The 24,577-nt window shown below is 35.6% G+C and carries 22 protein-coding genes; 4 read left to right on the top strand and 18 right to left on the bottom strand.

The window, feature by feature from the left end; genetic code table 11:
- The 11 genes from AC1RPU_RS04830 to AC1RPU_RS04780 form a co-directional block, all read right to left on the bottom strand.
- A complete protein-coding gene (locus tag AC1RPU_RS04830) occupies positions 1-1,089 on the bottom strand; it encodes a WxLIP family cell surface protein (protein ID WP_481761463.1) in 1,089 nt (362 codons plus the stop codon).
- 31 nt (positions 1,090-1,120) lie between these two features.
- Entirely contained in the window at positions 1,121-1,912 is a 792-nt protein-coding gene (locus AC1RPU_RS04825; RefSeq protein ID WP_481761464.1) for a WxL domain-containing protein, read from the bottom strand.
- Between the two features lie 26 nt (positions 1,913-1,938).
- On the bottom strand, positions 1,939-2,544 hold the full coding sequence (locus AC1RPU_RS04820; protein WP_481761465.1) for a WxL domain-containing protein: 606 nt from the start codon (positions 2,542-2,544) through the stop codon (positions 1,939-1,941).
- 39 nt (positions 2,545-2,583) lie between these two features.
- Positions 2,584-3,348 carry a WxL domain-containing protein gene (locus tag AC1RPU_RS04815; RefSeq protein ID WP_481761466.1) on the bottom strand — a complete coding sequence of 255 codons (765 nt, stop codon included), beginning with the start codon at positions 3,346-3,348 and terminating at the stop codon, positions 2,584-2,586.
- 57 nt (positions 3,349-3,405) lie between these two features.
- Entirely contained in the window at positions 3,406-4,155 is a 750-nt protein-coding gene (locus AC1RPU_RS04810; protein WP_481761467.1) for a WxL domain-containing protein, read from the bottom strand.
- Positions 4,156-4,206: 51 nt separating this feature from the next.
- On the bottom strand, positions 4,207-4,968 hold the full coding sequence (locus AC1RPU_RS04805) for a WxL domain-containing protein (protein WP_481761468.1): 762 nt from the start codon (positions 4,966-4,968) through the stop codon (positions 4,207-4,209).
- Positions 4,969-4,995: 27 nt separating this feature from the next.
- Positions 4,996-5,709, bottom strand: coding sequence for a WxL domain-containing protein (locus AC1RPU_RS04800; protein WP_481761469.1), 714 nt, complete (start codon positions 5,707-5,709; stop codon positions 4,996-4,998).
- 79 nt (positions 5,710-5,788) lie between these two features.
- A complete protein-coding gene (locus tag AC1RPU_RS04795) occupies positions 5,789-8,362 on the bottom strand; it encodes a hypothetical protein (protein WP_481761470.1) in 2,574 nt (857 codons plus the stop codon).
- 490 nt (positions 8,363-8,852) lie between these two features.
- Positions 8,853-11,351, bottom strand: coding sequence for a hypothetical protein (locus AC1RPU_RS04790; RefSeq protein ID WP_481761471.1), 2,499 nt, complete (start codon positions 11,349-11,351; stop codon positions 8,853-8,855).
- A gap of 279 nt (positions 11,352-11,630) precedes the next feature.
- Positions 11,631-12,611, bottom strand: coding sequence for a WxLIP family cell surface protein (locus tag AC1RPU_RS04785; protein WP_481763206.1), 981 nt, complete (start codon positions 12,609-12,611; stop codon positions 11,631-11,633).
- 76 nt (positions 12,612-12,687) lie between these two features.
- Entirely contained in the window at positions 12,688-13,323 is a 636-nt protein-coding gene (locus AC1RPU_RS04780) for a WxL domain-containing protein (protein ID WP_481761474.1), read from the bottom strand.
- Positions 13,324-13,533: 210 nt separating this feature from the next.
- On the opposite strand from AC1RPU_RS04780, the gene AC1RPU_RS04775 reads away from it, so the two are divergent.
- The 4 genes from AC1RPU_RS04775 (at position 13,534) to AC1RPU_RS04760 (ending at position 16,769) form a co-directional block, all read left to right on the top strand.
- The gene (locus tag AC1RPU_RS04775) at positions 13,534-15,006 is read left to right on the top strand and encodes a helix-turn-helix domain-containing protein (RefSeq protein ID WP_481761475.1); all 1,473 of its coding nucleotides are present in this window, start codon (positions 13,534-13,536) and stop codon (positions 15,004-15,006) included.
- Positions 14,999-15,418 (top strand): hypothetical protein, encoded by a 420-nt coding sequence (locus AC1RPU_RS04770; RefSeq protein ID WP_409022196.1) that lies wholly within the window; start codon positions 14,999-15,001, stop codon positions 15,416-15,418. Before AC1RPU_RS04775 ends, AC1RPU_RS04770 begins: the two co-directional genes overlap by 8 nt.
- Positions 15,419-15,530: 112 nt before the next feature.
- A complete protein-coding gene (gene clpP, locus AC1RPU_RS04765; protein ID WP_409022195.1) occupies positions 15,531-16,124 on the top strand; it encodes an ATP-dependent Clp endopeptidase proteolytic subunit ClpP in 594 nt (197 codons plus the stop codon).
- Between the two features lie 126 nt (positions 16,125-16,250).
- Entirely contained in the window at positions 16,251-16,769 is a 519-nt protein-coding gene (locus AC1RPU_RS04760; protein WP_481761625.1) for a DsbA family protein, read from the top strand.
- Between the two features lie 62 nt (positions 16,770-16,831).
- Here AC1RPU_RS04760 and AC1RPU_RS04755 read toward each other — a convergent pair whose 3' ends face one another.
- The 7 genes from AC1RPU_RS04755 to uvrA form a co-directional block, all read right to left on the bottom strand.
- Positions 16,832-17,083, bottom strand: coding sequence for a kinase to dihydroxyacetone kinase (locus AC1RPU_RS04755; protein WP_481761476.1), 252 nt, complete (start codon positions 17,081-17,083; stop codon positions 16,832-16,834).
- Positions 17,084-17,109: 26 nt separating this feature from the next.
- Positions 17,110-18,048: a DNA-binding protein WhiA gene (gene whiA, locus AC1RPU_RS04750; protein WP_409022193.1), complete on the bottom strand. Its 939-nt coding sequence runs from the start codon at positions 18,046-18,048 to the stop codon at positions 17,110-17,112.
- A 20-nt stretch (positions 18,049-18,068) separates the two neighbouring features.
- Positions 18,069-19,088 carry a gluconeogenesis factor YvcK family protein gene (locus AC1RPU_RS04745; protein WP_409022192.1) on the bottom strand — a complete coding sequence of 340 codons (1,020 nt, stop codon included), beginning with the start codon at positions 19,086-19,088 and terminating at the stop codon, positions 18,069-18,071.
- The gene (gene rapZ / locus AC1RPU_RS04740; RefSeq protein WP_481761477.1) at positions 19,085-19,969 is read right to left on the bottom strand and encodes an RNase adapter RapZ; all 885 of its coding nucleotides are present in this window, start codon (positions 19,967-19,969) and stop codon (positions 19,085-19,087) included. Before rapZ ends, AC1RPU_RS04745 begins: the two co-directional genes overlap by 4 nt.
- Before the next feature lie 87 nt (positions 19,970-20,056).
- Positions 20,057-20,938, bottom strand: coding sequence for an L-serine ammonia-lyase, iron-sulfur-dependent, subunit alpha (gene sdaAA / locus AC1RPU_RS04735; protein ID WP_481761478.1), 882 nt, complete (start codon positions 20,936-20,938; stop codon positions 20,057-20,059).
- Positions 20,939-20,949: 11 nt separating this feature from the next.
- The gene (locus tag AC1RPU_RS04730; RefSeq protein WP_481761479.1) at positions 20,950-21,609 is read right to left on the bottom strand and encodes a serine dehydratase beta chain; all 660 of its coding nucleotides are present in this window, start codon (positions 21,607-21,609) and stop codon (positions 20,950-20,952) included.
- 101 nt (positions 21,610-21,710) lie between these two features.
- Positions 21,711-24,566: an excinuclease ABC subunit UvrA gene (uvrA, locus tag AC1RPU_RS04725; RefSeq protein ID WP_481761480.1), complete on the bottom strand. Its 2,856-nt coding sequence runs from the start codon at positions 24,564-24,566 to the stop codon at positions 21,711-21,713.
- Positions 24,567-24,577 lie beyond the last annotated feature (11 nt).

Below are 24,577 nucleotides of genomic sequence, written 5' to 3'. Positions count from 1 at the left end.
CTACTTATCTTCTTTTTCACCAGTTTGTAATTCTGATAAAATTTGTCGTTTTGCTTCTGCGACAGCTTCTTCTTTATCTTTTTTATTACGACGAACTAAGAACCAAATAATCAATAATACAAGTAGAAGTAAGAAGATTCCTGCAAGAATATACCACATTGTATAATCTTTTTCTAAGTCAACTGCCTTTTCGTTCAATTTATCTGCCGTTGCGCCATCAATTGTGAAGTTTTCAGTCCATTTCCACTTATTCACACCAGAAGTTGCCGTCATTTCTAGACGGTACTTACCAGGTTTAAAGGGTTGGTTGTCCCAAAAAATACCATAATTAAAATTCGTATTGGGAGCCATTGTCATATTCGAAGTGGTTGAAGCATGTAAGGCTTCATCCCCATTTCTTGAATAGACTTTTCCGGCTACCTTTAAATTACGAATAGGTGTTGTTGTTGGGTTTTGTAAATTTACCTTCAATGTATTACGGAAATTAACTGAACCTGGTTCAATTTTAAGTAATTTCATATCAGGTTTAACAACATCATCTGTTTCAGTTAACGTTGTCCCAATCACAAATGCATAACGGTTTTTAATTTGAACGTTACTCTTTGATTTTTTTTCACTATCTTTGTCGATCTTTTCATAGAAGTATAATCCACCATCGATTTCGCCATTAAATTTCTTAGCGGGCATTGTGATATGGAACGTATGCACAACACTTTTCTTGGCTGGAATTGTCACTTCTTTATCCGACTTAACAATTGAAGATAGAGGATTTACCATTGTTTTATCAAGTTTTGGTTTCACATGACTATATTCAACCACACCGTTATCGTTGGTTACAGCTGTATTTGCCTCAGCCATTACGACAACTGCTTTATTAGTCGAATTTTTCAATGTGACAGTAACATCTTGTTTCTGATTAGGCTTCATTTTTAAATTAAAATAGGTTTGGCGCTTATCAACTTGATTACTTGGAAGATTTGCAGTAACGGCAAAGTTCATTTCAGCAGCGTTCGCTTTTTGAACTTGTCCACTAAATAAAACCAATCCTGCCACAAACGCCATTATGATTCCAAAAAATTTTTTATTCAATGTAAAAATCCTCTTTCTTTTCAAATTAGCTTTATGGAGCCGCTATCAATGTCCATTTCAACGTTGATGTATAAGCTTCTTTTGTTTTCACAGTGGTACCAGGAACAAATAACGACACTGCATCGTTTCCTGTAGAGTTAGTTCCCGCTTTATCAGTACCCATAGCAAGTGTCCAAGTACCGAACGGATTATCACTATTACCATCTGTCGTACTAACAACCGAAACAGGAGTACCACCAGTTCCTGTAAGTTTAACGTTACCTGGTAAGTCCCCGCTTAGCCCTAAACCTGGATTTTCACTATGTGCTTCGATATTCTTAATATTTAGTACAGCACCTTTAAGCACGTTCCCGCTAGGACTTTTAAAAACAGTGTTACTAACACCTAATGACCAATTACCCGTTGTATTATTTGTGACCTGGGCGTAATTAGGTACATTATAATAATCTTTATCTGTTAGGTTTTGTGTGTCCCACACTCCACTTGAGTCACGACGGTTAGTCATGTCAGCTACTTTATCAAAAGTTGCATAGTAGGTTTTATTACTCCCCGAGATATCCTGTGCCCCAAAATGAAAACTAGAAATATAATCTATTCTTAAGTCTCCAGTTGTTGGCGTAACTTGATTGAGTGGGTGCACTGGTTTTGATGGATCTAACGGATCAACAGGACCAGACTTTTCAAGTAATGTTAAGTTAGCTGATGATATCGCAGTTTTTCCATCAGTTGCAACTGCTGCATCGGCTACTGAATTTACCATCATCGAAAATGCAAGGAGGGGGACAATGGCTACTGCTAGTCGTATATTTTTTTTCAAGCTCATTGTTTTAACCTATCCCTTTCTGCATTTTATAATGCTGCGTCTTTTAATGTCCATGTAATTGTTGATGTATATTTTTCATTTAATTTACTTGTTGCACCAGGTACTTCTAAAGTTGCTTTAGTAACAGGTAATGTGTTAGGCCCCATACCTTTATCTTTAGCTGCATCTACTGCTGGAACAGCTTTAGATGAACCATCTAAAAGCATAGTTGCTGCAGGATTAGCCACAAACTTTGCCCCATTACCATTAATAATTGAACCATTTGTTAAGGTTAACTTAGCACCATCAAGTGCCGTACCCGTTGCCGTGGCAAATTGTGTATTTGCAACTGTTAAATTCCAACCGACATTTGAGCCACGGTTATCATCAACTTGGATATTAGCATCCTCTGGTTTAGCGCCAAAAGACGTTTGTTCATAAGTTTTTGTTGATCCACTAATTTCTTGATCCCCAAAATCAACACTCGGTGCACTGATTAGCTTAAGTTCGCCTGCCCCAGTAGCTGGATTAGCTACGAAGTTAACATCACCTGTTGTGCCTTTTGTAATATCGGCAGCATGTGCTGCAGGTGCTAATGTTGAAAATAACGTAACTGCTAAAAGTGCTGATGTTGCAATTGCTGCTTTTTTCATAATTAATTTCCCCTTTGGTTTAACTTACTTCTAATCTTTTTATAGACCTGCGTCTGTTAATGTCCATGTTAAGTTAGTTTTGTAACTTGTTCCAATTGATTTAGCTGTTTTACCAGGTACTTCTAATGAGATTGCTTTCATTGAAGCATCTGTATCTGTTCCATCGACATATGTGCCAAATGAATCAGTCCAAGTACCCATACCTTGACCCTTAGCAGCACTTACAACTTCAACATCTTTTCCAACAGTTGGTGTAATAACACCACTATTTAAAGCAGTTGGGATTGTTGTCGTGTCACCAATATTTGAAGAATTAAATGTTTGACCGGTCATTTTTAATTGCGCACCAGCCAACTCAGAAGTCCCATCATTAAATTGGGCATCTTGATTTACTGAAAGTTTCCAACCACCATTTGTACCACGGTTATCAGTTACTTGTAAGTAATTAGCACGTTTAACCTTATCACCTTTACTATCTGTAGCTGAAATTGGTTGTGCATAGTAAGTTTCTGTAGAACCAGAAATCTTATGATCAGCACCAAAATCAAGATTAGAGATGTAATCAATCGATAAAGGTCCATCTGTACCAGGTTTGATTGGATCTGGATCTGGATCTGGTGTAATTGGATTTGTTGGATCGATTGGATCTGTGGGATTTGTTGGGCTTGTGCTTCCTGCGACAAAACCTACTTTACCTGTTTCATTATATGTTTGTGTATTATTTGCGGCATGTACAGCTGGTGCTGCAGTCAAACCTAATGTTGTTAACGCAATTGCACTTGCAACGATTTTTGTTGTTTTCATTTTAATTTCCCCTTTTATTGATTCCCTCTATTTTTTAATAACCTAGTTGATACAGGTTTACATCCCTGCGTCAGTAATTGTCCATGTTAAATCAGTGGTATATGGTTTAGCTTCTTTAGCTGAATTACCAGGTACGGCTAATGAAACAGCCTTCATTGCTGTATCCTTTGTAGCATCTGCATCATATACACCAAATGAATCTGTCCAAGTACCCATACCTTGACCCTTAGCTGCATTCAAGACTTCAACAGCGCTACCAGGTGTTGCTGTAATTGTAGCATCGGCTATAGCTGGGGTTGTTGCATTAGTTACACTATCCATATTTTTAGAATTTAATTTTTGTGATCCCATTTTTAATACTGCACCATCTAAATCTGCTGAGCCATCATTAAATTGTTTTTCTTGTTTAACTGAAAGTTTCCAACCAGCATTAGTACCACGTTTATCCGTTACTTGTAAGTAAGTAGCATATTTAGCACCACTAACTGCTTTGACAGGTGCAGCGTAGTAAGTTGTATCGTCCCCAGAAATTTTGTTTTCACCAAAATCAAAGTTAGAAACGTAATCAATTGATAATGGTCCATCAGTACCAGGACTAACAGGAGGAACAGTTGGTTCTAATGGATCAACGGGTTTATCTGGATCAACTGGGTTAACGGGTGGTGTTTTATCATCATTTTCTGTAAAACCAATCTTACCTAATGATGTGTAATTTTCTGTATGGTCTGCGGCATGTACAGCTGGTGCTGCAGTTAAACCTAATGTTGATAAAATAATTGCGCTTGTTACGATTTTAGTTGTTTTCATTTTAATTTCCCCTTTTAATTAATAACCTTTTTTTATTGATAGAATTAATTCTTATAAGTTAGCGTCTGTAAGTGTCCATGTTAAATCTGATGTGTATTTTTCTGCGACTTTTTTGCTATCACCAGGGATAGCTAATTTAACAGAAGCTTTAGCTTTATCAGCGTCTTTAGTTGCATTACCGAATGCTTCAACCCAAGTACCAGAACCTTCGCCATCTTTAGCTTGCATAACAACTTTATCACCTGATGCAGAAGAAATTGCAAGGTTATCTGTTAAAATTGATGGTGCTGGTTTTGTACCATTTTTATCAGCATTATTTGCTTCAGGGTTAGATAACGTAATTGTTGTGCCATCTAATACTGATTTTGTTGTTTCACTTGTAAATGCTTTTGATTGTTGAACTGAAAGTTTCCAGCCAGATACTGTACCACGGTTATCTGAAACTTGTAAGAAGTTTGCAAGGTCTTTTTTAGTTCCAGCTGTTGGGTTATCTGTTGTTGCTGCAACTAATTCCGAGTTATATGTTGTATCATTACCTGTTACTTTTTGTGTACCAAAGTTAAAGTTAGAAACGTAGTCAATTGCTAATGGGCCACCAGTACCTGGGTTCACTGGGTCTGTTGGATCGATAGTATGTCCTGGATCTGTTGGATCAGTAATACCAGGGTCTGTTGTTCCGTCATTTTTAGTCAATTCAACGTTACCATGTGATACATAATCTTTTGTTTCTGATGCGTTAGCTGTTGTAACAGCTGTTCCTGTAATACCTAATCCAAGTAATGCAGCGAATAATAATTTATTTGTTTTTTTCATAATATATATTTCCCCTAATCTCTTTTTTTATAGTTTAGCATCTGTCAAAGTCCATGTTAGTTCAGACTTATAAGCCCCTGCTACTTTTTTCGACTCAGCTGGAACAAACAATGAAATACTTTGTTGAGCAGCTGTATTATCTTTACCAAAACGATCCGTCCAGGTCCCCATACCATTGTCCAACTTAGCTGTCATCACAGTAACTGCCTTACCATCTGGCTTAATTGCTGCTTGACTATCCGTCGGTCTATGCAGGTTACTACCATTAACAACACCATTCATCAACGTGATAACCGTTCCATCTAATTTATTTTTACCATTCATAAATGGATTGGTCTGTGCAACGGTTAATTTCCACCCTGCATTTGACCCACGGTTATCCGTTATCTGAACATAGTTTGGATAATCTCCGACTTTACCGTTCTTATCAGCTAACTGGTCAAGTTGTGCATAATAAACACTATCTTTACCAGAAATTTTTTGTTGACTGAATTGTAAGTTCGAAACGTAATCAATCGATAACGGACCTGGCGTCCCCGGATTAACAGGTCTAACTGGTTTTACCGGATCCGTCGGATTAATTGGATTAACAGGTCGTGTTTCATCAGTACTTCCAACTAACTCAATAGTCGCATGCGATTGATAGCCCACTGTATCGCTTGCTGAAACTTGCGTTACGGCGAAACCAACAGGTACCATGCTTCCTAAAAGAATCCCCATAATTGTACTTCTTTTTAGCATCGTATTTTCTCCCCTCGTAAGATTTTGGTAGTTTTTAATATTAGCAATATGCTAACGATTAACATTAATTAAACAAGGTTTATGAATGTGGCGTATCCGCTAATGTCCATGTTATTTCCCCTGTATAGTCCCCTGCTTTAAGCAAAGGGTTATTTCCATTAAGTTGAACGATAATTCCTTTGTCGTTTGCCCAACTTACTTCTTGAGTTACCTCAGATTGCCCTGAACCAACTTCTGCACTGTTTGATTCTATATCTTGCGATTGACCAGATGCATCTATATATGTCAATACACCATTTAACTTAACGTTAGCATCGTTATGCTCCGTTAACGGTGTTGTAAGTTGAGCTGTTAAGGTCCAAGCTTGTTTACCCGCGTTAGAAACTTGTACGCTATTAACATGAGGATCAGGGTCACTACGTTGAACTTTAAAGTCTTCTCCGCTGTAAGGTAACGTAACACCTAAAAAAGAACCGTAATTAGTTGCCCCAGGTCCTTCTGTAATTTTCAATCCACCTGTAACTTCAATGTTAATGGTCTTTTTTAAACCATCCGAATTTTTGATAACTGCCTGATAAATACCATCAGTTGAAGTTTGTTTAAGTGTCGTTGAATCAACGCTTACTTTAGATTCAGCACCAGTTGCTAACAACCATCCTTTAGCTTCACTAGTCTTTAGAATTAATGCAGTCAACTCATCAGTTGTTAATTTTTGAATATCTGCCTGCTTTACGCCAAATCCTTTTGCATAAAGGGCAGAGACTTTATCAGTTGCAGTGTCATCATCAGTTACAGTAACTGGTACAGCTACTTTTGCGATTTCATTTGGTTTAACTGCAATATCTGTTAAAAGCATATCTTGGATGTAAAATCCTACTGTTTTATTATCAAGTGGTTTACCTGATGGATTTGTCCCATCAACAGTTAGTGTATGTGCATTAACTGTTGGTTGATTAATAATTGTCAAATCTTTAATCAAATCCGTCTCGCCTGTCTTAACCGTATCGCCAACTTTGATTGTTTGTGGGATAGCAATTGCGCCTAATTTGAATACGTTAACAGTTATAGTAACTGGTTTTTCTTGACGGTTATTACCTGGATCAACTGCCGTAACTAATAGTTCATTTTTACCTGGACCTAGTTTAGACATATTAACTGGTACAGAATACGGTGTAGGATTCTTCACATCCACTGTAATAGTATCGTAAGGATTCTTTTCTGACGTTCCATCTGGATACCCGATTTCAATATTTCCTTTTGTATCATCTGAATCAGTAACATCTCCTGTAATCTCAACACCTTTTTGATCAGCGTAACCGTTAATTATTGTATTTTTAACTGTCGCAACGGGAGGAGTACTAGGTGTTGTCTCTTTATAAGTAAGGTAAGACCCATTAACAAGTGTTGCACCTGGAGCTAAATCAACTTGATTAGCTTTCATAATGTACGCACTATCATCACCAATTGTTTTACTTGGATTACTAATATTTTCAATTCCAATATTAGTGTTTGCTGCTGAACCTTCCATACCTGTCCCGGCTACCCCCCCTTTAAAGTAGTTATTAAAATTAGCGGGGTTTAGAATCTTATCTTGAGAACCGCCCGTATAATTTGTCCAACCACCCAAAGTAGCATTAGACTCTGGATCTTTCAATCTCACATCCAAAACATGCTTCTGACTAGTACTATCCCCAATCATTTTAAAGCCATCATTAGGTCCAATACTCTGTAAAGGAACTTTATCAGAATCTACAAAAGTATCATTTGTTTCCAAGGCACCTATTTTTTGTGAATCTGAATTATTATTTGTAATACTAAAGTAACGGTAAATACCACCAGTCCTACCATATACTGATTCAAAAGTATAACTAACTTTGTACTTACTATCATACATAGTTGCTTTAAATCCCGTGTTCATACTATTTTTATAAAGATGATAATCAGTAATTGACCCATCTAAAAGTCCACCCTCGATACCAGAAATACCGTTGTCTAGGTAAGCTTCATTCACATTATAACCACGAGCTATTTTGTCGCCCATAATCAGCCCGTGTATAATCGATGGACGCGGATTTTTTCCGGTAGTATACGTATATGACCAAGATGGTAAATTAGGTGAACTATTATTGCTTGCTCTATCTGCGTCATTATTATTCGTCAGTTCACTAGGCTGAAAAGGTTCAATACTATTTCCAAAGTACATAACTGGTTCATTAGGCTTATCAGATCTCCCCGATTGTGAAACAAACGTCTTTGCTACATCAGCTGCGTAATCTTTTGTTTCCCATTTAACAGTAGGTAGAATTTCATCTTTTGGTCCAACATATCCAGCTGCTCGAGTGGTAGCTCGAGTACTTCGTTTAGTTTTTTCTGATGATTTAGCTTTTATTTTTAATTCACTTTTTTTAGTTGTTGATTTAGTTTCTACAGATTCACTTGATAGCGCCTTTTTTTCTGATTCACTTGATTCTTTAATCGTTAACTTACTTGATGTTTCATCTGATGATTCGCTTGACATACTGCTCTCATCGGTTTTAGCAAACACACTAGGTTCTCTATGGCTAGCTCCCCCAGCTAACAATCCTGCAAAAACAGCACTTGTCATAATTGTTGCCGAAACCCATTCTTTTTTTCTGTTTTTATACTCTCTCATTTTTTAGCCCTCCCCAATCCTTGCTTTTAACTTATTAATTATTTTATCAATTTAGTCTATTTGATTTCACTAACATATTGCCAATTCACTACTATCCCCTATTTATCTAGCTATTTCTATTAACTTTTATCAAATATACCTTTTAGCAAAGTTAAAAATTCAACATGTACATGCTTTGTCTTTGATTAACATGTACATATTATATCTTCAATGGTGTACGATGTTAAATCAAATTTTTTATTTTTTTAAAAATATTTGAAAATTAAACAAATAATAATTATTCATAAGTTTTATCTCATCATAAAACGAAAATTATTAAGCCACTAAAATACGAATAAAATTTAGTTATCATTAATTTTTATTAAAAAAATCCATATCAATACTTAGCAGTATTGATATGGATTTACTATTATTTGGGATTGTTATTTAGTTCATAATTAAACTGCTAAAAATATTCAAATCATTTAAGATTAAATTAGAAACTATAACATTAAGGTGTATTCTCTAGTGTCCATGTTATTTCCCCTGTATAGGCTCCAGCTTTAAGTGATGTATTACCTCCGTTAAGTTGAGCGACAATTCCTTTATCCTTATCCCAACGGACTTCTTGAGTTGCCTCAGACTGTCCTGAACCAACTTCTGCACTACTTGATTCTATATCTTGTACACCATTAGCTGAATTTACATACTCCAAAACACCAGTTAACTTATCATTAGCACTATCTGTCAAACCTTTTGTAAGTCGAGCAGTTAATGTCCAAGCTTGTTTACCTGCATTAGAAATATTCACACTGCTATTGGTACTAGAATCACTACGTTGGAGATCAAAATTTTCTCCACTGTAAGGTAATATCACGCCACTGGAAGAACCATAGTCAGTTGCAGTAGGTGCTGATGTAATTTTTAATCCACCTGAGACAGTAATCACAATTTCTTTTGTTTGACCATCAGAATTTTGGATAACTGCTTTATAAAAACCATCACCTGAAGTTGGTTTAAGTTCTGTTGACTTAACACTAACTTTAGATTCGGCACCCGTCGCTATCAGCCAGCCTCTAGCTTTACTATTATTCAAGATTAATGTATCTAAATCACCAGTTGATAAGTTTTGAATATCCGCTGTTTTTAATTCAAATCCCTTGGCATAAAGAGCAGAAGTTTTGTCAAATGCAGTATCACTATCAGTTACGGTAACGGGTACAGCTACTTTTGCGATTTCATTTGGTTTAACTGCAGTATCTGTTAAAAGCATATCTTGAATGTAAAATCCTGCTGTTTTATTATCAAGTGGCTTACCTGATGGATTTGTTGTATCCATTTTTAAGGTATGTGCATTAACTGTTGGTTGATTAATAATTGTTAAATTCTTAATTAAGTCCGTTTCGCCTGTCTTAACCGTATCGCCAACTTTGATTGTTTGTGGGATAGCAGTTGCACCTAATTTATAAAGATTGACTGTTACCGTAACAGGTTTTAACTGTTCTACTTCACTATCGTCAACAGCTGTCACTATTATCTTATTTGAACCTAATTTTAATTTAGAAGTGTCAATGTTTGCACTATAATCAGCACTAGTATCTACCTTACCTGTGTCGTACACATTCTCTGTTGTTCCTGACGTTGACCCATCTGGATAGGTAATTTGAATATAACCTTTACTGCCATCCTTATCTAAAACCGTTCCTAAAACTTTAGGCCTATTAGTTTGACTTGCATAAGCATTAATCGTTTGTTCTTTTACACTTGCAACAGGTGCAACAGCTTCCTTATAAGTTTGATAAGAACCCGTTACGAGTGTTCCTCCTGGTTCCAAAGTTTTCGGATTAGCTTTTATTATGAACCCACTATCGCCTTTAAATGGGTTATCTGGATTCTTAATATTTGAAACGGCAATAATTTTATTATGTGGTGATTTTTCCATTCCAGTTCCAAGTGCACCACCATTGAAATAATTATTTAAATAACCAGTATTCATAACATTTGGTTCATCTCCGCCTGTGTAATTCGTCCATCCACCTAATTTGGTATTATTTCTTGGATCATTTAATTTGAAATTTAAACTATGTGCTGACCCAACCATTTTGAATCCTTCATCCGGGCCTAAGCTTTCAATGGTAACAGCATCCTCATCAACGAATGTATCGACGCCCTCAATAGCTCCAACTGCACGAGCCGTTGTGTCATTGTTAGTAATACTAAAATAGCTATAAACACCGCCACTAGCATCATAAACTTCCTCAAATGTATAACTTAATTTATACTTTGTATCATACATAATTGCCTTAAATCCAGTACCTGTTTTATTTTTAAAAAGTTGATATCCAGTGATATCCTTACCTTTAACTGCAGATTCAATTGTATAAGGAATTGATGAAAAGGATGATACCAACCCGTATCCACGATTACCTGGGACACTATTATTAATAATAATTCCATAAGATTTCCTTGGAACAGGATTTATTCCAGTATCAAACATGTAGGCCCAACCAGACTTATTAAGACCACTGACGGGATCATTATTTAATAACTCATTCATTTGAAAAGGAAAATAATTATTTCCAAAATATAATACAGGTTCGCCAGGTTTATTCTGTGAACCCGACTGTGAAACAAATGCCGTTGCTGACTCCGCTGAATAATCTTTTGTTGTATCCCAGTAATCATCAGGAAATACATCATTTGCTGGTCCAACATACCCAGCTGCTCTAGTACTTAGTTTAGCTTTTGCTGACGGTTTAGCTTTTGTTTTTGATTCACTTTTTTTTATTGTGATTGATTTAGTTTTTAGAGAATCACTTGATATCGCCTTTTTTCCTGATTCACTTGTGGCGTTATCTGATGACTCACTTGACATACTGCTCTCATCAGTTTGAGCAAATACACTAGGTTCCCTGTGACTGGCCCCCCCAGCAAATAATCCTGCAAAAACAGCACTTGTTATAAGTGTTGCTGAAATCCATTCTTTTGTTCTACTGTTATGTTTCCTCATCTTTTATCCCTCTCTAATGCTTAATTATCTTATTTATTTGGTCTTACTATCATATCGTTAAGTCATTGTCATCCCCTATTTTTCTAACAATTCCCATTAACTTTTAGTAAAGTGAAGATACAATATGTACATACTACATCTACAATTATTATGTACATATTGTATCTTCAATGGTGCACAATGTTAAATCACATTTTTTACCTTTTTAAAAATATTTGAAAATAAAAAAGTTATTAATTAAAAGATAATATCCCTTAATTAATAACTTTTTCATTTAAATTATTTAATTTTTTGTTGATACTTTCTTTTTAATCTTCGATTAATCCATAATATAACAAAAACATTAACGATTATCAGTACGAACAAGAGTAATATCCAATAGATCCAGTAATTTGTTTGATCGATTGTAACATCCTTCTCATTCAATATTCTTGCTTTTGATCCACTTACCGTAAATTTCTGTTTAAAATGCCATGCCTGATTTTTAGAAGTCATCTCTGCACTAAGTTCGTAGGTACCACTTTTGAGTAATTCACCAGCAGCTAATGGAATTGGAAAGGTAACCGCACTGGTTGGGGCAATTTGCATGTCCTTATTACTTGCTCGATATAATACTTTTGAACTACCTAACCGTCTGACTTGTGTATTTATTTGAACTTTATTTAAAAACATAGCGCTCTGATTTTCAAATCTCGCAGCAATCACATTACGTGCATTAATTTGTGTGATATCAACCGTTTTTAATTTTACTTGTGCGCTAGTTACAGGTTGTTCTCCATGGAATATTACCGCAGTCGTATATAAATAACGATTATCAATAACCGCTCGTTCTGACTTTGTTTGAGACTGAGCATCATTGTCTTCAATCACCGATATACCTCCCGCAACGACACCTGCAAAAGTCGTATTGGGTAACGCAACATCCAAAGTAACTATTTTTTCACTTTTTGCAGGAACAGTTATACGATTCTGACGAGCTCTAACTGCTTTTACCACTGAGAACGGCTGTTGTGCCAATACTTTACTTTGTGATTCCGCGTACTCCACAACCCCATTATAGTTTGTTGTTGCATCCTTAATGAGGACTTCAAACGTTAGTGATTTATCAATAAGATTAGCTACCTTAATTTTCAGCTGTGTTTTAGTTCCTGGTGCTGCTTTTAAATCAAAATAAGTTTTTTTCTTATCTAATTGATAGTCAGATATCATAGGTTGAACAGAAAAGTCAACTTGGCTGGCATTAACCTGCTTAATGTCCACTCCGAATAAAAATAAAATACTGAATAAAAATAAATAGCCGAATCTTTTAATAAATTTTGTGGTTATCATTTCATTATTATTCATTTGATGGCACATCATTTAATGACCATGTAATTTCACTACGATAGACATCTGTCATCTTAGTTGCCTCACGGGGAATATTCAAAGCGATACTATTTCCTTTAGTTGCCTCATTCCCAAAACGGTAAACCCAAGTGCCGTATCCTTCATCACCTTTTGCGGCAACGACTACTTTATTAGCTCCTACAGACAAATCAAAATTTTTCTTATAAAATCCAGGTTTTTTATCCGCAGAAATGGAAACAAGTTCACCATTACTAAAACTAAGATAGGCACCCGTTAACGATTTATGCGTCTCTTCAGATTCAAATTGGCGACTCTGTTTAGCTTCAAGCACCCAACCATTTTCAGTTCCGCTAAAATTTGAAACTTGAACGTAATTGGGTGTGCTTGCCCCTGTTGCCATATCTTGCGCTTTGGCATAACTTTTTTTATCATTCGAATCAATTTTAGTTGTATTGAAACTAAGGGAAGAAGCAAAATCGACTGTTGTTGCTCCAGATTGAAAATCCATAGACAAATCGGATTGCGCACTACCACGATTAGTTTTCGCCGCTTGAATCGTTGCCTCAGATGCAGTCATATAGAGACCTAATAGTGTTACAAAGGCGCTTAATACTATTTTATTCATAAAGATTTCCCTCTCCCTGTCTAAAAAAATTACTCTTCTGTTATTTCTATAATTTGAATACATATATTAATGACATGTTATTTTATATCACCACTTTTGTCAATTTTTTTAAAAATATGATAATTATTGATTCTAGATTTATATGCAAACCGTTGGCAATTCCCCTATAATGGATAGTACATACTCTTTAATGAGGAGGAATCGCGATAAATGGACTTTATATTTAACAAAGATGATATTCGTAAGTTAGAATTATTTTCTTATCTTGAGAATACTTATGACCAATCTGCTTCGCAAACAGACATCCAAAAACATTTTAAATGGTCAAAATATTATACAGCAACAACTATCAAGTCTTTAGAAGAAGATCTTGTCACTGAAGGATTAGACGATTACTATTTATTAAAAGTTAGCAATAACAAAGTAAGTCTACAAAAAAATGGCTTAGATTCCATCGATCACCTATTACTTCTATACGCTAAGCAGTCACCTCAATTTTTGATGCTGAATGCGCTATTTACTAACCCTAATTTTAGTATAGAATCCTTCACCGAATCGTTATTTTTAAGTGAAGCAACTGGTTATCGGACCAAGAAATTTTTAGATGATATGTTACAAAAATTAGGCTTTAAAATCACTAAAAACTTCCAATTAGTAGGTCCTGAAGAAAATATTCGCTTATTTTTTTATAACCTTTATTTAGCTGTCTATAAGAACTACAACTTCCCATTTAATGAAGAAGTTGATCGTAATTCTAGTTTATTTTCTAACCAATTAATTTCTAGCTTAAATCTTGATCTCACACAAATACAATTATTGAAACTAAAGTATTTTTCAGCTGTTCTCATACAAAGTTTAGCTTCTAATCGAAATGATACTAATCGTTTTGCTGATGTTAATTTTGCTAATTCAGACTCAATCATGTCCAATATTCAAGACTGTCTTCAAGAAAATCCAGGTATTAATGGACTTACGGATGAACAGTTATCAATTGAAACAGTATTTGTTCTAAATTTCCTTTATATGGAAGACATTGTTGACGTTACATTTAATAACTCATCTTTCTTTTCACAAATTGAATCACTCAATAATTTTGTTATTAAAGACTTACAAAAGTTCTTTGATATCACATTAAGTGAACAAAGTTATATGACATTATTTGACGAATTATCTCGTATTCATTTTTCTAGTTACCATAGTGCCCAAATTGATTTTAGTTGGCAAGTTGCCGTAGATAATACTATTTTAAAAGAAAATTATAGTTGGTTTTATATCTTCGTTGACCAATTGATAACTAACTTAACAACGAATGTACCGGATATTTTCAAAGAAAAAAACATTAACATGGCCCGTTTAAAATCAGAATATCTTTTCTTATTCATTCGTTATATTGATTTACCAACCGTTTCAAAACCGGTGCATATAACAATTGATTTTTCAAAAGGGAGTAACTACAATGATTTAATTCACAAAAATCTTGATTCAATGCCCTTCTTTAATTTGGAAGTTAACTACAAATTAACAGATCAAACCGATATTTACCTTTCTGACTTCTTGATGGCAGATGTCCCCAGTCGCTACCTAATCTGGAATAGTCCACCATTAGCTTCTGATTGGGAGATATTTGCTAATATGGTTGTGGCTATTCGAACAGATAGTCAGGAGGATATCACTAATGCATAAAAAGTTTAGAACATCCCGCCTAACTAGAATTTCCTTAGCCTCAATCGTAGCTAACTTGTTCATTTTATCCATGTATGTACCCAAACAAATTAAAGCAACACCGCGAAGCGATAGTGAAGATTCTCGTGTAGCTCCTGTGAATCCAATGGATCCCAGAAAAAATGCAGAACCTGTGTCCCCTAAGGTTTCGGCACCTAAAAAACAAAAACCTCGTAAGGTTAAGAAAAAAGTAACAGATAAATCACCAATCGCTTTTGTTTCAACGCAACATTCTGTAACACCTATTAAACCACCTGTAGCCCTTTCAGTATCTTATTCTGGCTACTTGGTTCGTCATTTATCAGGGAACCTACTCTATGGTTCAAAAACAAGGTCATCAGATGCGATTATTTTAAAAGAAACTAAAGAATAAATTTAGTTTATTTTATTTGACCTTTTTTGACCAAGGGTTTAAACTAGCATTACATTAGTTCAAATGCTAATATAAAAAAAGTAAATAATAATAAATTCGGAGGTTTCTAACTATGAATATGGTTCCTACAGTTATCGAACAATCTGCCGGTGGCGAACGTGCCTATGATATCTACTCTCGTCTTTTAAAAGACAGAATCATTATGTTATCTGGTGAAGTTAATGATGATATGGCAAATGCTATTATCGCTCAATTACTTTTCTTAGACGCTCAAGACTCAGAAAAAGATATTTCAATTTACATTAACTCACCCGGTGGTTCTGTTTCAGCCGGTTTAGCTATCTACGATACAATGAACTTCATCAATGCTGATGTTCAAACAATCGTTATGGGTATGGCTGCTTCAATGGCCAGTGTATTGGCAACTGCTGGTACAAAGGGTAAACGTTTTGCATTACCTAACTCAGAAATTATGATTCACCAACCACTTGGTGGCGCTCAAGGTCAAGCAACAGAAATTGAAATTGCTGCTGCACATATCTTGAAAACAAGAACATTGATTAACCAAATTTTAGCTGATGCAACTGGTCAAGATATTAAAGTTATCGATAAAGATACAGATCGTGATAACTTTATGACTGCTGATCAAGCAAAAGAATACGGTTTGATTGATAAAATTATGACTAACAAAAAAGGGCTTAAATAAGCTTTAACGTTTAAGGACACTAACAAGTTAACTTTTGTTAGTGTCCTTTTTTTGAGCGGATAATTATTCAGATGAACCCGTCTTATGCTATACTGACGCTAATAAATGAAGACTGGACTGATAAAAATGGATATTTCAATTATTGATGCTTCAAAAGTAAATCGGGACTTTGGACTTGTGATTGGTAACTCTGACGCGCCAAAAACAATTATTGAGTTTATTAACCTACGTTGCCCCTACTCAAAAGAATGGTTCGAAAAATCTAAAGAGACTTTAGATTCTTATGTTGCAAACGGACGTGTAAAACGTGTCATCAAACTTTTTGATAAAGAAAAAGAATCCTTACAACGTGGTAATGTTGCTCATCATTATCTTCCTTTAGATAATCCGCAAAAATCTTACGATTTAATAACTGAATTATTTAAAACGCAAGATACGTGGAAAGACTTAACACTGGATGAGGTTGCTGCCTATATGGAAAAGACCTTTAGTTTAACTGACGTTTCTGATAAAACTTACATTAACTCAATTATCGCTGAAGCTAACGACGCAAATATTCAATTTGTACCAACCGTTATCGTTGACGACCATATTTTTGATGAATCAATTGATCTAGCTACCTTAAAATCATATTTAGATAAATAAAAAATACGCATATAATTAATAGCTAAGATAAAAGCTATCAGTTATATGCGTATTTTATTTGGTTAACCTTTTAATCCTTTAGATTGTCTGACCATATCTTCAACAACAACATCAAAGATTTCTCCAAGTCCAGCACAATATTCTAATATTTCCCACGGCGCATTCGTATGGAAATGCAGTTTCATTAAATCAGAATCTCCCGCAACAAGTAAACTATCACCTTTGAATTGACGTAAAATCTTATCGTTCAATTGGTCCTCGTCTAATGTACTACCTTCTATTAGTAGTTGCGTATCATATTTAAATGTTATCATGCTATCTCACCTCTTTAAAATTTCGTTTATTTTTCACCAATTCGAACTTTTTCAGCAAATTCGTTAATTTTTCGTAGCCGATGATTAATCCCAGATTTTGAAATTGGACCACCTGGTACTAAATCACCTAATTCTTTCAAACTAACTTCTTGATGAACCAGACGTGTTTCAGCAACTTCTTTTAATTTAGAAGGTAATTGCCCTAAACCAACAGAATGTGCAATAAACTCAATATTAGCAATTTGTTTATTCGCAGCATCCGCCACTTTATTCATATTAGCTGTTTCGCAATTAACCATGCGATTAACTGAATTACGCATATCGCGGACAATCCTAATATCTTCAAACTTCAACATAGCCGTTGTTGCGCCAATTAATGACAAGAAATCAGCAATTTTTTCTGCTTCTTTTAAATAAACGATATAACCACTTCGACGTTCAGTCATTCTAGCGTTGAATCCAAATTTATTAATCATTTCGCAAATTGTTTGATTATGTTCTTCATAGACTGAGTAAATTTCCAAATGATAACGGCTTGTTTCAGGATTATTAACAGAACCACCTGCCAAAAATGCCCCACGTAAATATGAACGCATCATCATATCATCATGGGCCAACAGATCCATTGGTACACCCATTTTAAGTTGCATATCTTCAATGATATCCAGGTCTTTTAAAACAAAATCACTACCTGTTTTTAAACGTACAATATAAATATTATTTTTCTTTAATTTCATTTTACGACGAACTAATAGTTCACTTGTAATGTCATAAAATTCATTTAAAAGTTCATAAATCCGTCTCGCAATTGCGGGATTCTCAGTCTGAACATTTAAAACAAATTGATGATTAATAATACTCAAAGACCCATTCATTCTAATTAACGCCATTAACTCTGCTTTAGCATTATTTTTTCTGACTTTGAGGGTCGTTAATTCTTTTTTCACTTCACTTGCATATGACATTCTTTCACCTTATCTCTGTACTAAATAGTCTTTCTATGTCTTAATTCGCGATTTGGTCGACCAACTAAACGGATTAATTCTTCAACGACTTTATTGCCATCATGGAAGACACCTTGATCTTTTAATTTTAAGAAGTTAGATGAAATCACTCGACAATGTTGTTCCCTTAATCCATTAAAGTCATGTTCAACTTGAATTAAATTCTCATCATATTTTTCTTTATCCATATAACCTTCAGGAACCGGTGCCGTATTCACAAGCACTGTATTCACAAAACATTTACCTAGGTGCCCATTCAAAATACGCACATGATCAGCATCAGTAAAATGTTCTGTTTCACCCTTTTGCGTCATAATATTACAGATATAAACAACTTCTGCTTTTGTTTCAGACAGTGCCTTACCCACATTACCAATAACTAAATTAGGCAAAATACTTGTGAACAAACTCCCAGGTCCAAGGACAATTTGGTCTGCTTCAAGAATAGCTTGAACAACTTCTGGTACAGCTTCTGGCACACTAGTTTCACTTTTTTCACTTGAGGTTACCCAAACACGCTTAATTGATTTTCTAGCGGCAGTTATTTCTGCTTCCCCCGCTAAAAAAGTGCCATCAGAAAATTCTGCATTTAATACTAACGGTTCATCCGCAACGGGATAGACATGTCCATCAACTCTCATCATTTCTGATAATTCTTGGACAGAAGCAAAAACACCATTTTTCATTTCAGTTAGTGCTGCAATAATTAAATTACCAATCGCATGTCCTGCAAAAAATCGATCGGACGTATCAAACCGATACTGGAATATATCTAAATATATTTCTGGTAACTCAGATAATGCGGCAATAACATTACGAATATCACCAGGCGGCACAACATTCACGTAATCTCTGATAATACCTGACGAACCACCATCATCAGCAACCGTTACAATCGCCGTGATATCAGCATTTTTATCTCTTAAACTTTTTAAAATAACGGGTAGCCCTGTTCCGCCACCAATAACGACTATCTTAGGTCTATGTCCACTTCTCGTCATGATCGATTGACCGATTCTTTACTTTTATTAATATCACGGTGTGTAACGTTCACCGGATAGTTAATTTTCAATTCTTCACTCAATCTTTTAGCTAAAGCAACTGAGCGATGTTGTCCACCAGTACAGCCAATCGCAATCGTTAAATTGGTTTTACCTTCAGCTTCGTAGCCAGGTAAAATTGACTCAATTAACGATTCAAATTTGGTATAAAAACCTTCTGTAGCTGGTTGTTTCATCACATAATCATAAACTGCCTTATCTAAGCCAGTTTGTGGTTTTAATTCTGGAATATAGTGTGGGTTAGGTAAGAAACGGACATCCATCACGATATCTGCATCGATAGGTAGGCCATATTTAAATCCGAATGATAAGACTTCAACATGAAAATTAGCTGTTTCTCTGGTTTCAAAATTATGAAAAATCTCTTCACGTAACTGACGTGGTGACAAATTAGTCGTATTAATCACTAATTGTGCTTGTGTTTTAATATCATTTAATAAGTCACGTTCTTTTTCAATGCCATCCATCAGACGGCCTTCCATTGCTAACGGATGCGCACGTCTTGTTTCTTTGTAACGAGAAACTAATTCTGCATCTGATGCGTCAAGAAAGACAATTTTAGTGGTTACAAATTCAGTGTTATCAAATCCTGATAACATTTCGATAATTTCATCATAAAAAGCTCTTGATCTTAAATCCATAACAAGGGCAATTTTTGAAATTTTACCTGACTCTTTTACCAACTCCCAGAACTTAGGTAATAAAGTTGGTGGTAAGTTATCAATACAAAAATAACCTAAATCTTCAAAACTTTGCATTGCGACCGTCTTACCGGCCCCACTCATCCCTGTAATTACAACTAGCTCTAACGTATCTGTCATATTCATTCCTCCAAATCTACTATAATTATTATAACATACCTGGTGTTTCTTTTGTATCTGCGCACAAAAAAAGAGTTGTTTCCAACCCTATATCGTTTCACCAAATATTTTCATTTTAATTGCTTGGCCCGTTGGTGTACTAGCTAATCCACCAATCCCAGTTTCTCTAAGCGAGCTCGGCATACGTTCGCCAATGTCTTTCATAGCCATAATAACTTCATCAGCTGGTACTTTGTTAGATAATCCAGCAAGTGCCATATCTGCTGCCGTTAAAGCATTCACGGCTCCTATTGCATTTCGCTTGATACATGGAATTTCAACTAATCCAGCAACTGGATCACAAACCAGTCCCAATAAATTACTAAGTCCCATCGCAAAAGCCTCTGCACATTGTTCCGGCGTTCCACCAGTAACCTCAACGGCGGCAGCTGCTGCCATTGCTGATGCACTGCCGACTTCTGCCTGACAGCCACCAGTCGCTCCGGCAATCATGGCATTATTTGCCACGATCATTCCAAAGGCACTTGACGTAAATAAAGCTTGTAACATCTTTTCATGTGATAAATTTAATCGTTTTTGTATCATGAAAATAACCCCAGGCAACGTTCCAGATGAACCTGCAGTCGGTGTCGCACAAATAAGTCCCATCGAAGCATTGACTTCATTAGTCGCAATTGCATATTGCATCGCCTCTAAGTTAGCATCCCCAGATAAAGAGTGCCCTTTCTCACGATATTTCCGTAGTAAGACCGCATCTCCACCCGTTAATCCCGTTGCTGAAGAAACGCCTTCACCATTTGATCCCTTTTCAATCGCTTGCTTCATCACTTCAAGATTAGCAGACATTTTTTCAATGATAACGTCTCTAGTTTCACTTGATTGCGCCATTTCTTGTTCAATCATTAATTCTGAAACTAATTTGTGTTCTTTATTAGCAGTTGAAACTAACTCAGCAATACTTTTATACAAGATGGAACCTCCTATTTTAAATAAATGAGATTGTGCGTTAATAATCGCAGTTGCTTAATATCAGTCTCAGTAATATTCTTGGATAAATCATATTCATACATAATATCCTCTGGCATTAACTCAGATTCACTTTGCATAACAATAGTTGTCGATTTTTCGATTTGTTTTTGAATTTTATTTTTATTTACTGGATTAGCTTCCAACACTAGTATCGGTAAACTACCCTTTGGAAAAAATTGTTGTTTTTTTATAGTGAAAGCCCTAATTTCAATTGTGCCACCACCAATTGAGCAACCCATTAATTCGATTTTTTTTGTCTCATTTTCAATCGTTAATTTAACACTATTCGGATGGTTAATTGGACTTGGGTGTGCATCTTCAATAAACTGAATCTCAATCCCCATTTTTTCCGCAATCTGAATTGACTGTGGGCAACGGACATCATCAGGTTCAAAGCCTAATACCCCAGCAACGGTCGCAAAATCAGTCCCGTGCCCGCGATGTGTTTTTGCGAATGATTCATAATAGCGAACTTTTAATTTAGTGATTCTCCCATTAAATAATTGAAATCCAACCTTACCGATTTTAGCGGCACCAGCTGTATGTGAACTAGATGGTCCGATCATAACAGGTCCAATAATATCAAAAACACTCTTATAGTTATTGCCCATGGTCAGCCGTTCCTCCAATTTATTTTATGTCTTCTTTAAAGTTAACACTTTTTAAAAAAAAAGGAATAAAAAAAAGCCAGATTTTCATCTGACTTCTTAATTTATTTATTCATTCTCGCACGATCACGTTCTAAGATTGGTTTTAAATAGTGTCCCGTATAACTTTCAGGCACTTCAGCAATTTCTTCTGGTGTTCCAGTCGCAAGAATCGTTCCGCCACCTTCGCCGCCTTCTGGACCTAAATCAATTAAATAGTCAGATGTTTTAATCACATCTAAGTTATGTTCAATAACCAAGACTGTGTTACCCGCATCAACCAAACGATTTAAAACGCTAAGTAGGCGTTTAATGTCATCTGTATGCAAACCAGTTGTTGGTTCATCAAGAATATAAAAACTCTTACCATTTGATTGACGATGTAATTCAGAAGCTAACTTCATCCGTTGCGCTTCACCACCTGATAATGTTGTTGCCGATTGGCCTAACGAAACATAGCCCAAACCAACATCAACAATTGTCTGCAGTTTACGTCTGATTTTAGGAATTGGTTCGAAGAATTTCAAAGCTTCGCCAACTTTTAAATCTAAAATATCAGAGATTGTCTTACCTTTGTAAGTCACTTCAAGTGTTTCAGAGTTATAGCGTGCCCCGTGACAAATTTCACATGGCACATAGACATCTGGTAGGAAATTCATTTCTATTTTAATAATCCCGTCACCTTTGCAGGCTTCACAACGTCCACCTTTGACATTAAAACTAAAACGACCTTTTTTATAACCACGTAATTTTGCTTCGTTAGTTTCCGCAAATAAATCACGAATATTATCGAAGACGCCTGTATAAGTTGCGGGATTACTTCTCGGTGTTCGACCAATTGGACTTTGATCAATATTAATAACACTTTCAATATTTTGAACACCAGAAACTGATTTATATTTACCTGGTTTTTCAGAATTTCGATTTAACTTTTGTGATAATACCTTTTTCAAAATACCATTCACTAAAGTTGATTTACCGGAACCTGAGACACCTGTAACTGAAATGAATTTACCTAAAGGAAAATCGACCGTTACATTTTTTAAGTTATTCTCTTTTGCGCCGGTAATTCGAATCTTCTTACCATTGCCAGCACGTCGTTCATCAGGTAATGATATAAATTTCTTTCCTGATAAATATTGTCCAGTTAATGATTTGCGACTCTTTTTAACTTGTGTGGGCGTTCCAGCAGCAACAATTTCACCACCTAATTCACCAGCACCAGGACCAACATCAATTAAATAATCAGCAGCCATCATGGTATCCTCATCATGTTCAACCACAATTAAAGTATTACCCAAATCACGCATTTTCTTAAGTGATTCAATTAAGCGATCATTATCACGTTGATGCAACCCGATTGAAGGTTCATCTAAAATATATAAAACACCCGATAAATTAGAGCCAATTTGCGTGGCTAGTCGAATCCGTTGTGCTTCTCCACCTGAAAGTGTTCCTGCAGAACGTGATAATGTCAGATAATTTAAGCCAACATTTTGTAAGAATGTTAAGCGGTCACGAATTTCTTTCAAAATAGGTGCTGCAATAATTGATTCTTTTTCTGACAAGTTAACGTTATCAAAGAAAGGTAAGCCGTCACCAATTGAAAGTGCGGAAATTTTACCAATATGTTGGCCATTAATTTGGACGGCTAATGCTTTACGATTCAAGCGGTAACCGTGACATGTTTGACACGTTAAGCTGGTCATATATTTACGCATTTGTTCACGCGTAAAGTCACTATTAGTCTCCGTATGACGACGACTAATATTTGTAATAACCCCTTCAAATAATGCATCTACATCACGAACGCCACCAAAGTCATTAGCGTAATGGAAATGAAATTCACGTGTTCCAGCGCCATTCAAAACAATATCACGTTGTTCATCTGTTAACTTTTCAAATGGCACATCCATTGGAATTCCAAAAGCTTCTGCAGCTTGGGCTAACATCGATGGGTAATATTGCGAACTAATAGGATTCCATGGCTCAATTGCCCCTTCTGCTAGCGTTTTAGTTGGATCTGGAACGACTAAATCTTCATCGACTTCTAACTTCATTCCTAAACCATCACAAGTTTCACAAGCACCAAATGGTGCATTAAATGAGAACAAACGTGGTTCTAATTCTCCAACTGTAAATCCACAAATAGGACATGCATAATGTTCGGAAAATTGAATTGTTGCACCATCTGTATCACCATCAAGAATATCTGCAGTGGCGTAGCCAGAAGATAAACGTAATGCTGCTTCAAATGAATCAAATAAACGTGAGCGAATGCCCTCTTTGACAACAATCCGATCAATCACAATATCAATAGAGTGTTTGACCTTTTTTTCAAGATCAAATTCTTCATCAATATCATGAAGCTCGCCATCAACTCGAACACGGACGAATCCTTCTCGTTTGATCGTTTCAAATATCTTTTTATGTTGTCCTTTTTTATTGCGAATAATAGGTGATAAAATTTGAAGTTTTGTACGCTCTTTTAACTCTAAAACACGGTCAACCATTTGTTCAACGGATTGACTCGTGATTTCATGACCATCATTTGGACAAATTGGATGTCCAACTCTAGCCCATAATAATCTTAAATAATCATTAATTTCAGTGACTGTCCCAACTGTTGATCGTGGGTTTTTTGAAGTTGTTTTTTGGTCAATCGAAATAGCAGGTGATAACCCATCAATTGAGTCAACATCTGGCTTATCCATCTGCCCTAAAAATTGACGTGCATATGCTGATAAACTTTCAACATAGCGACGTTGTCCTTCAGCATAAAGTGTATCAAAAGCTAATGAGCTTTTCCCTGATCCTGAAAGTCCCGTAATCACAACTAATTTATCTCTTGGGATAGTGACATCCACATTTTTTAAATTATGCGCACGCGCACCATGGATCACAATTTTATCATTTTTCAAGAAATATCCCC

Source organism: Dellaglioa sp. CoH-55-MRSF-7 (genome assembly GCF_056782235.1).
The sequence above is the reverse complement of the archived record's forward strand: the minus strand, read 5'-3'. Positions and strand labels throughout refer to the sequence as shown.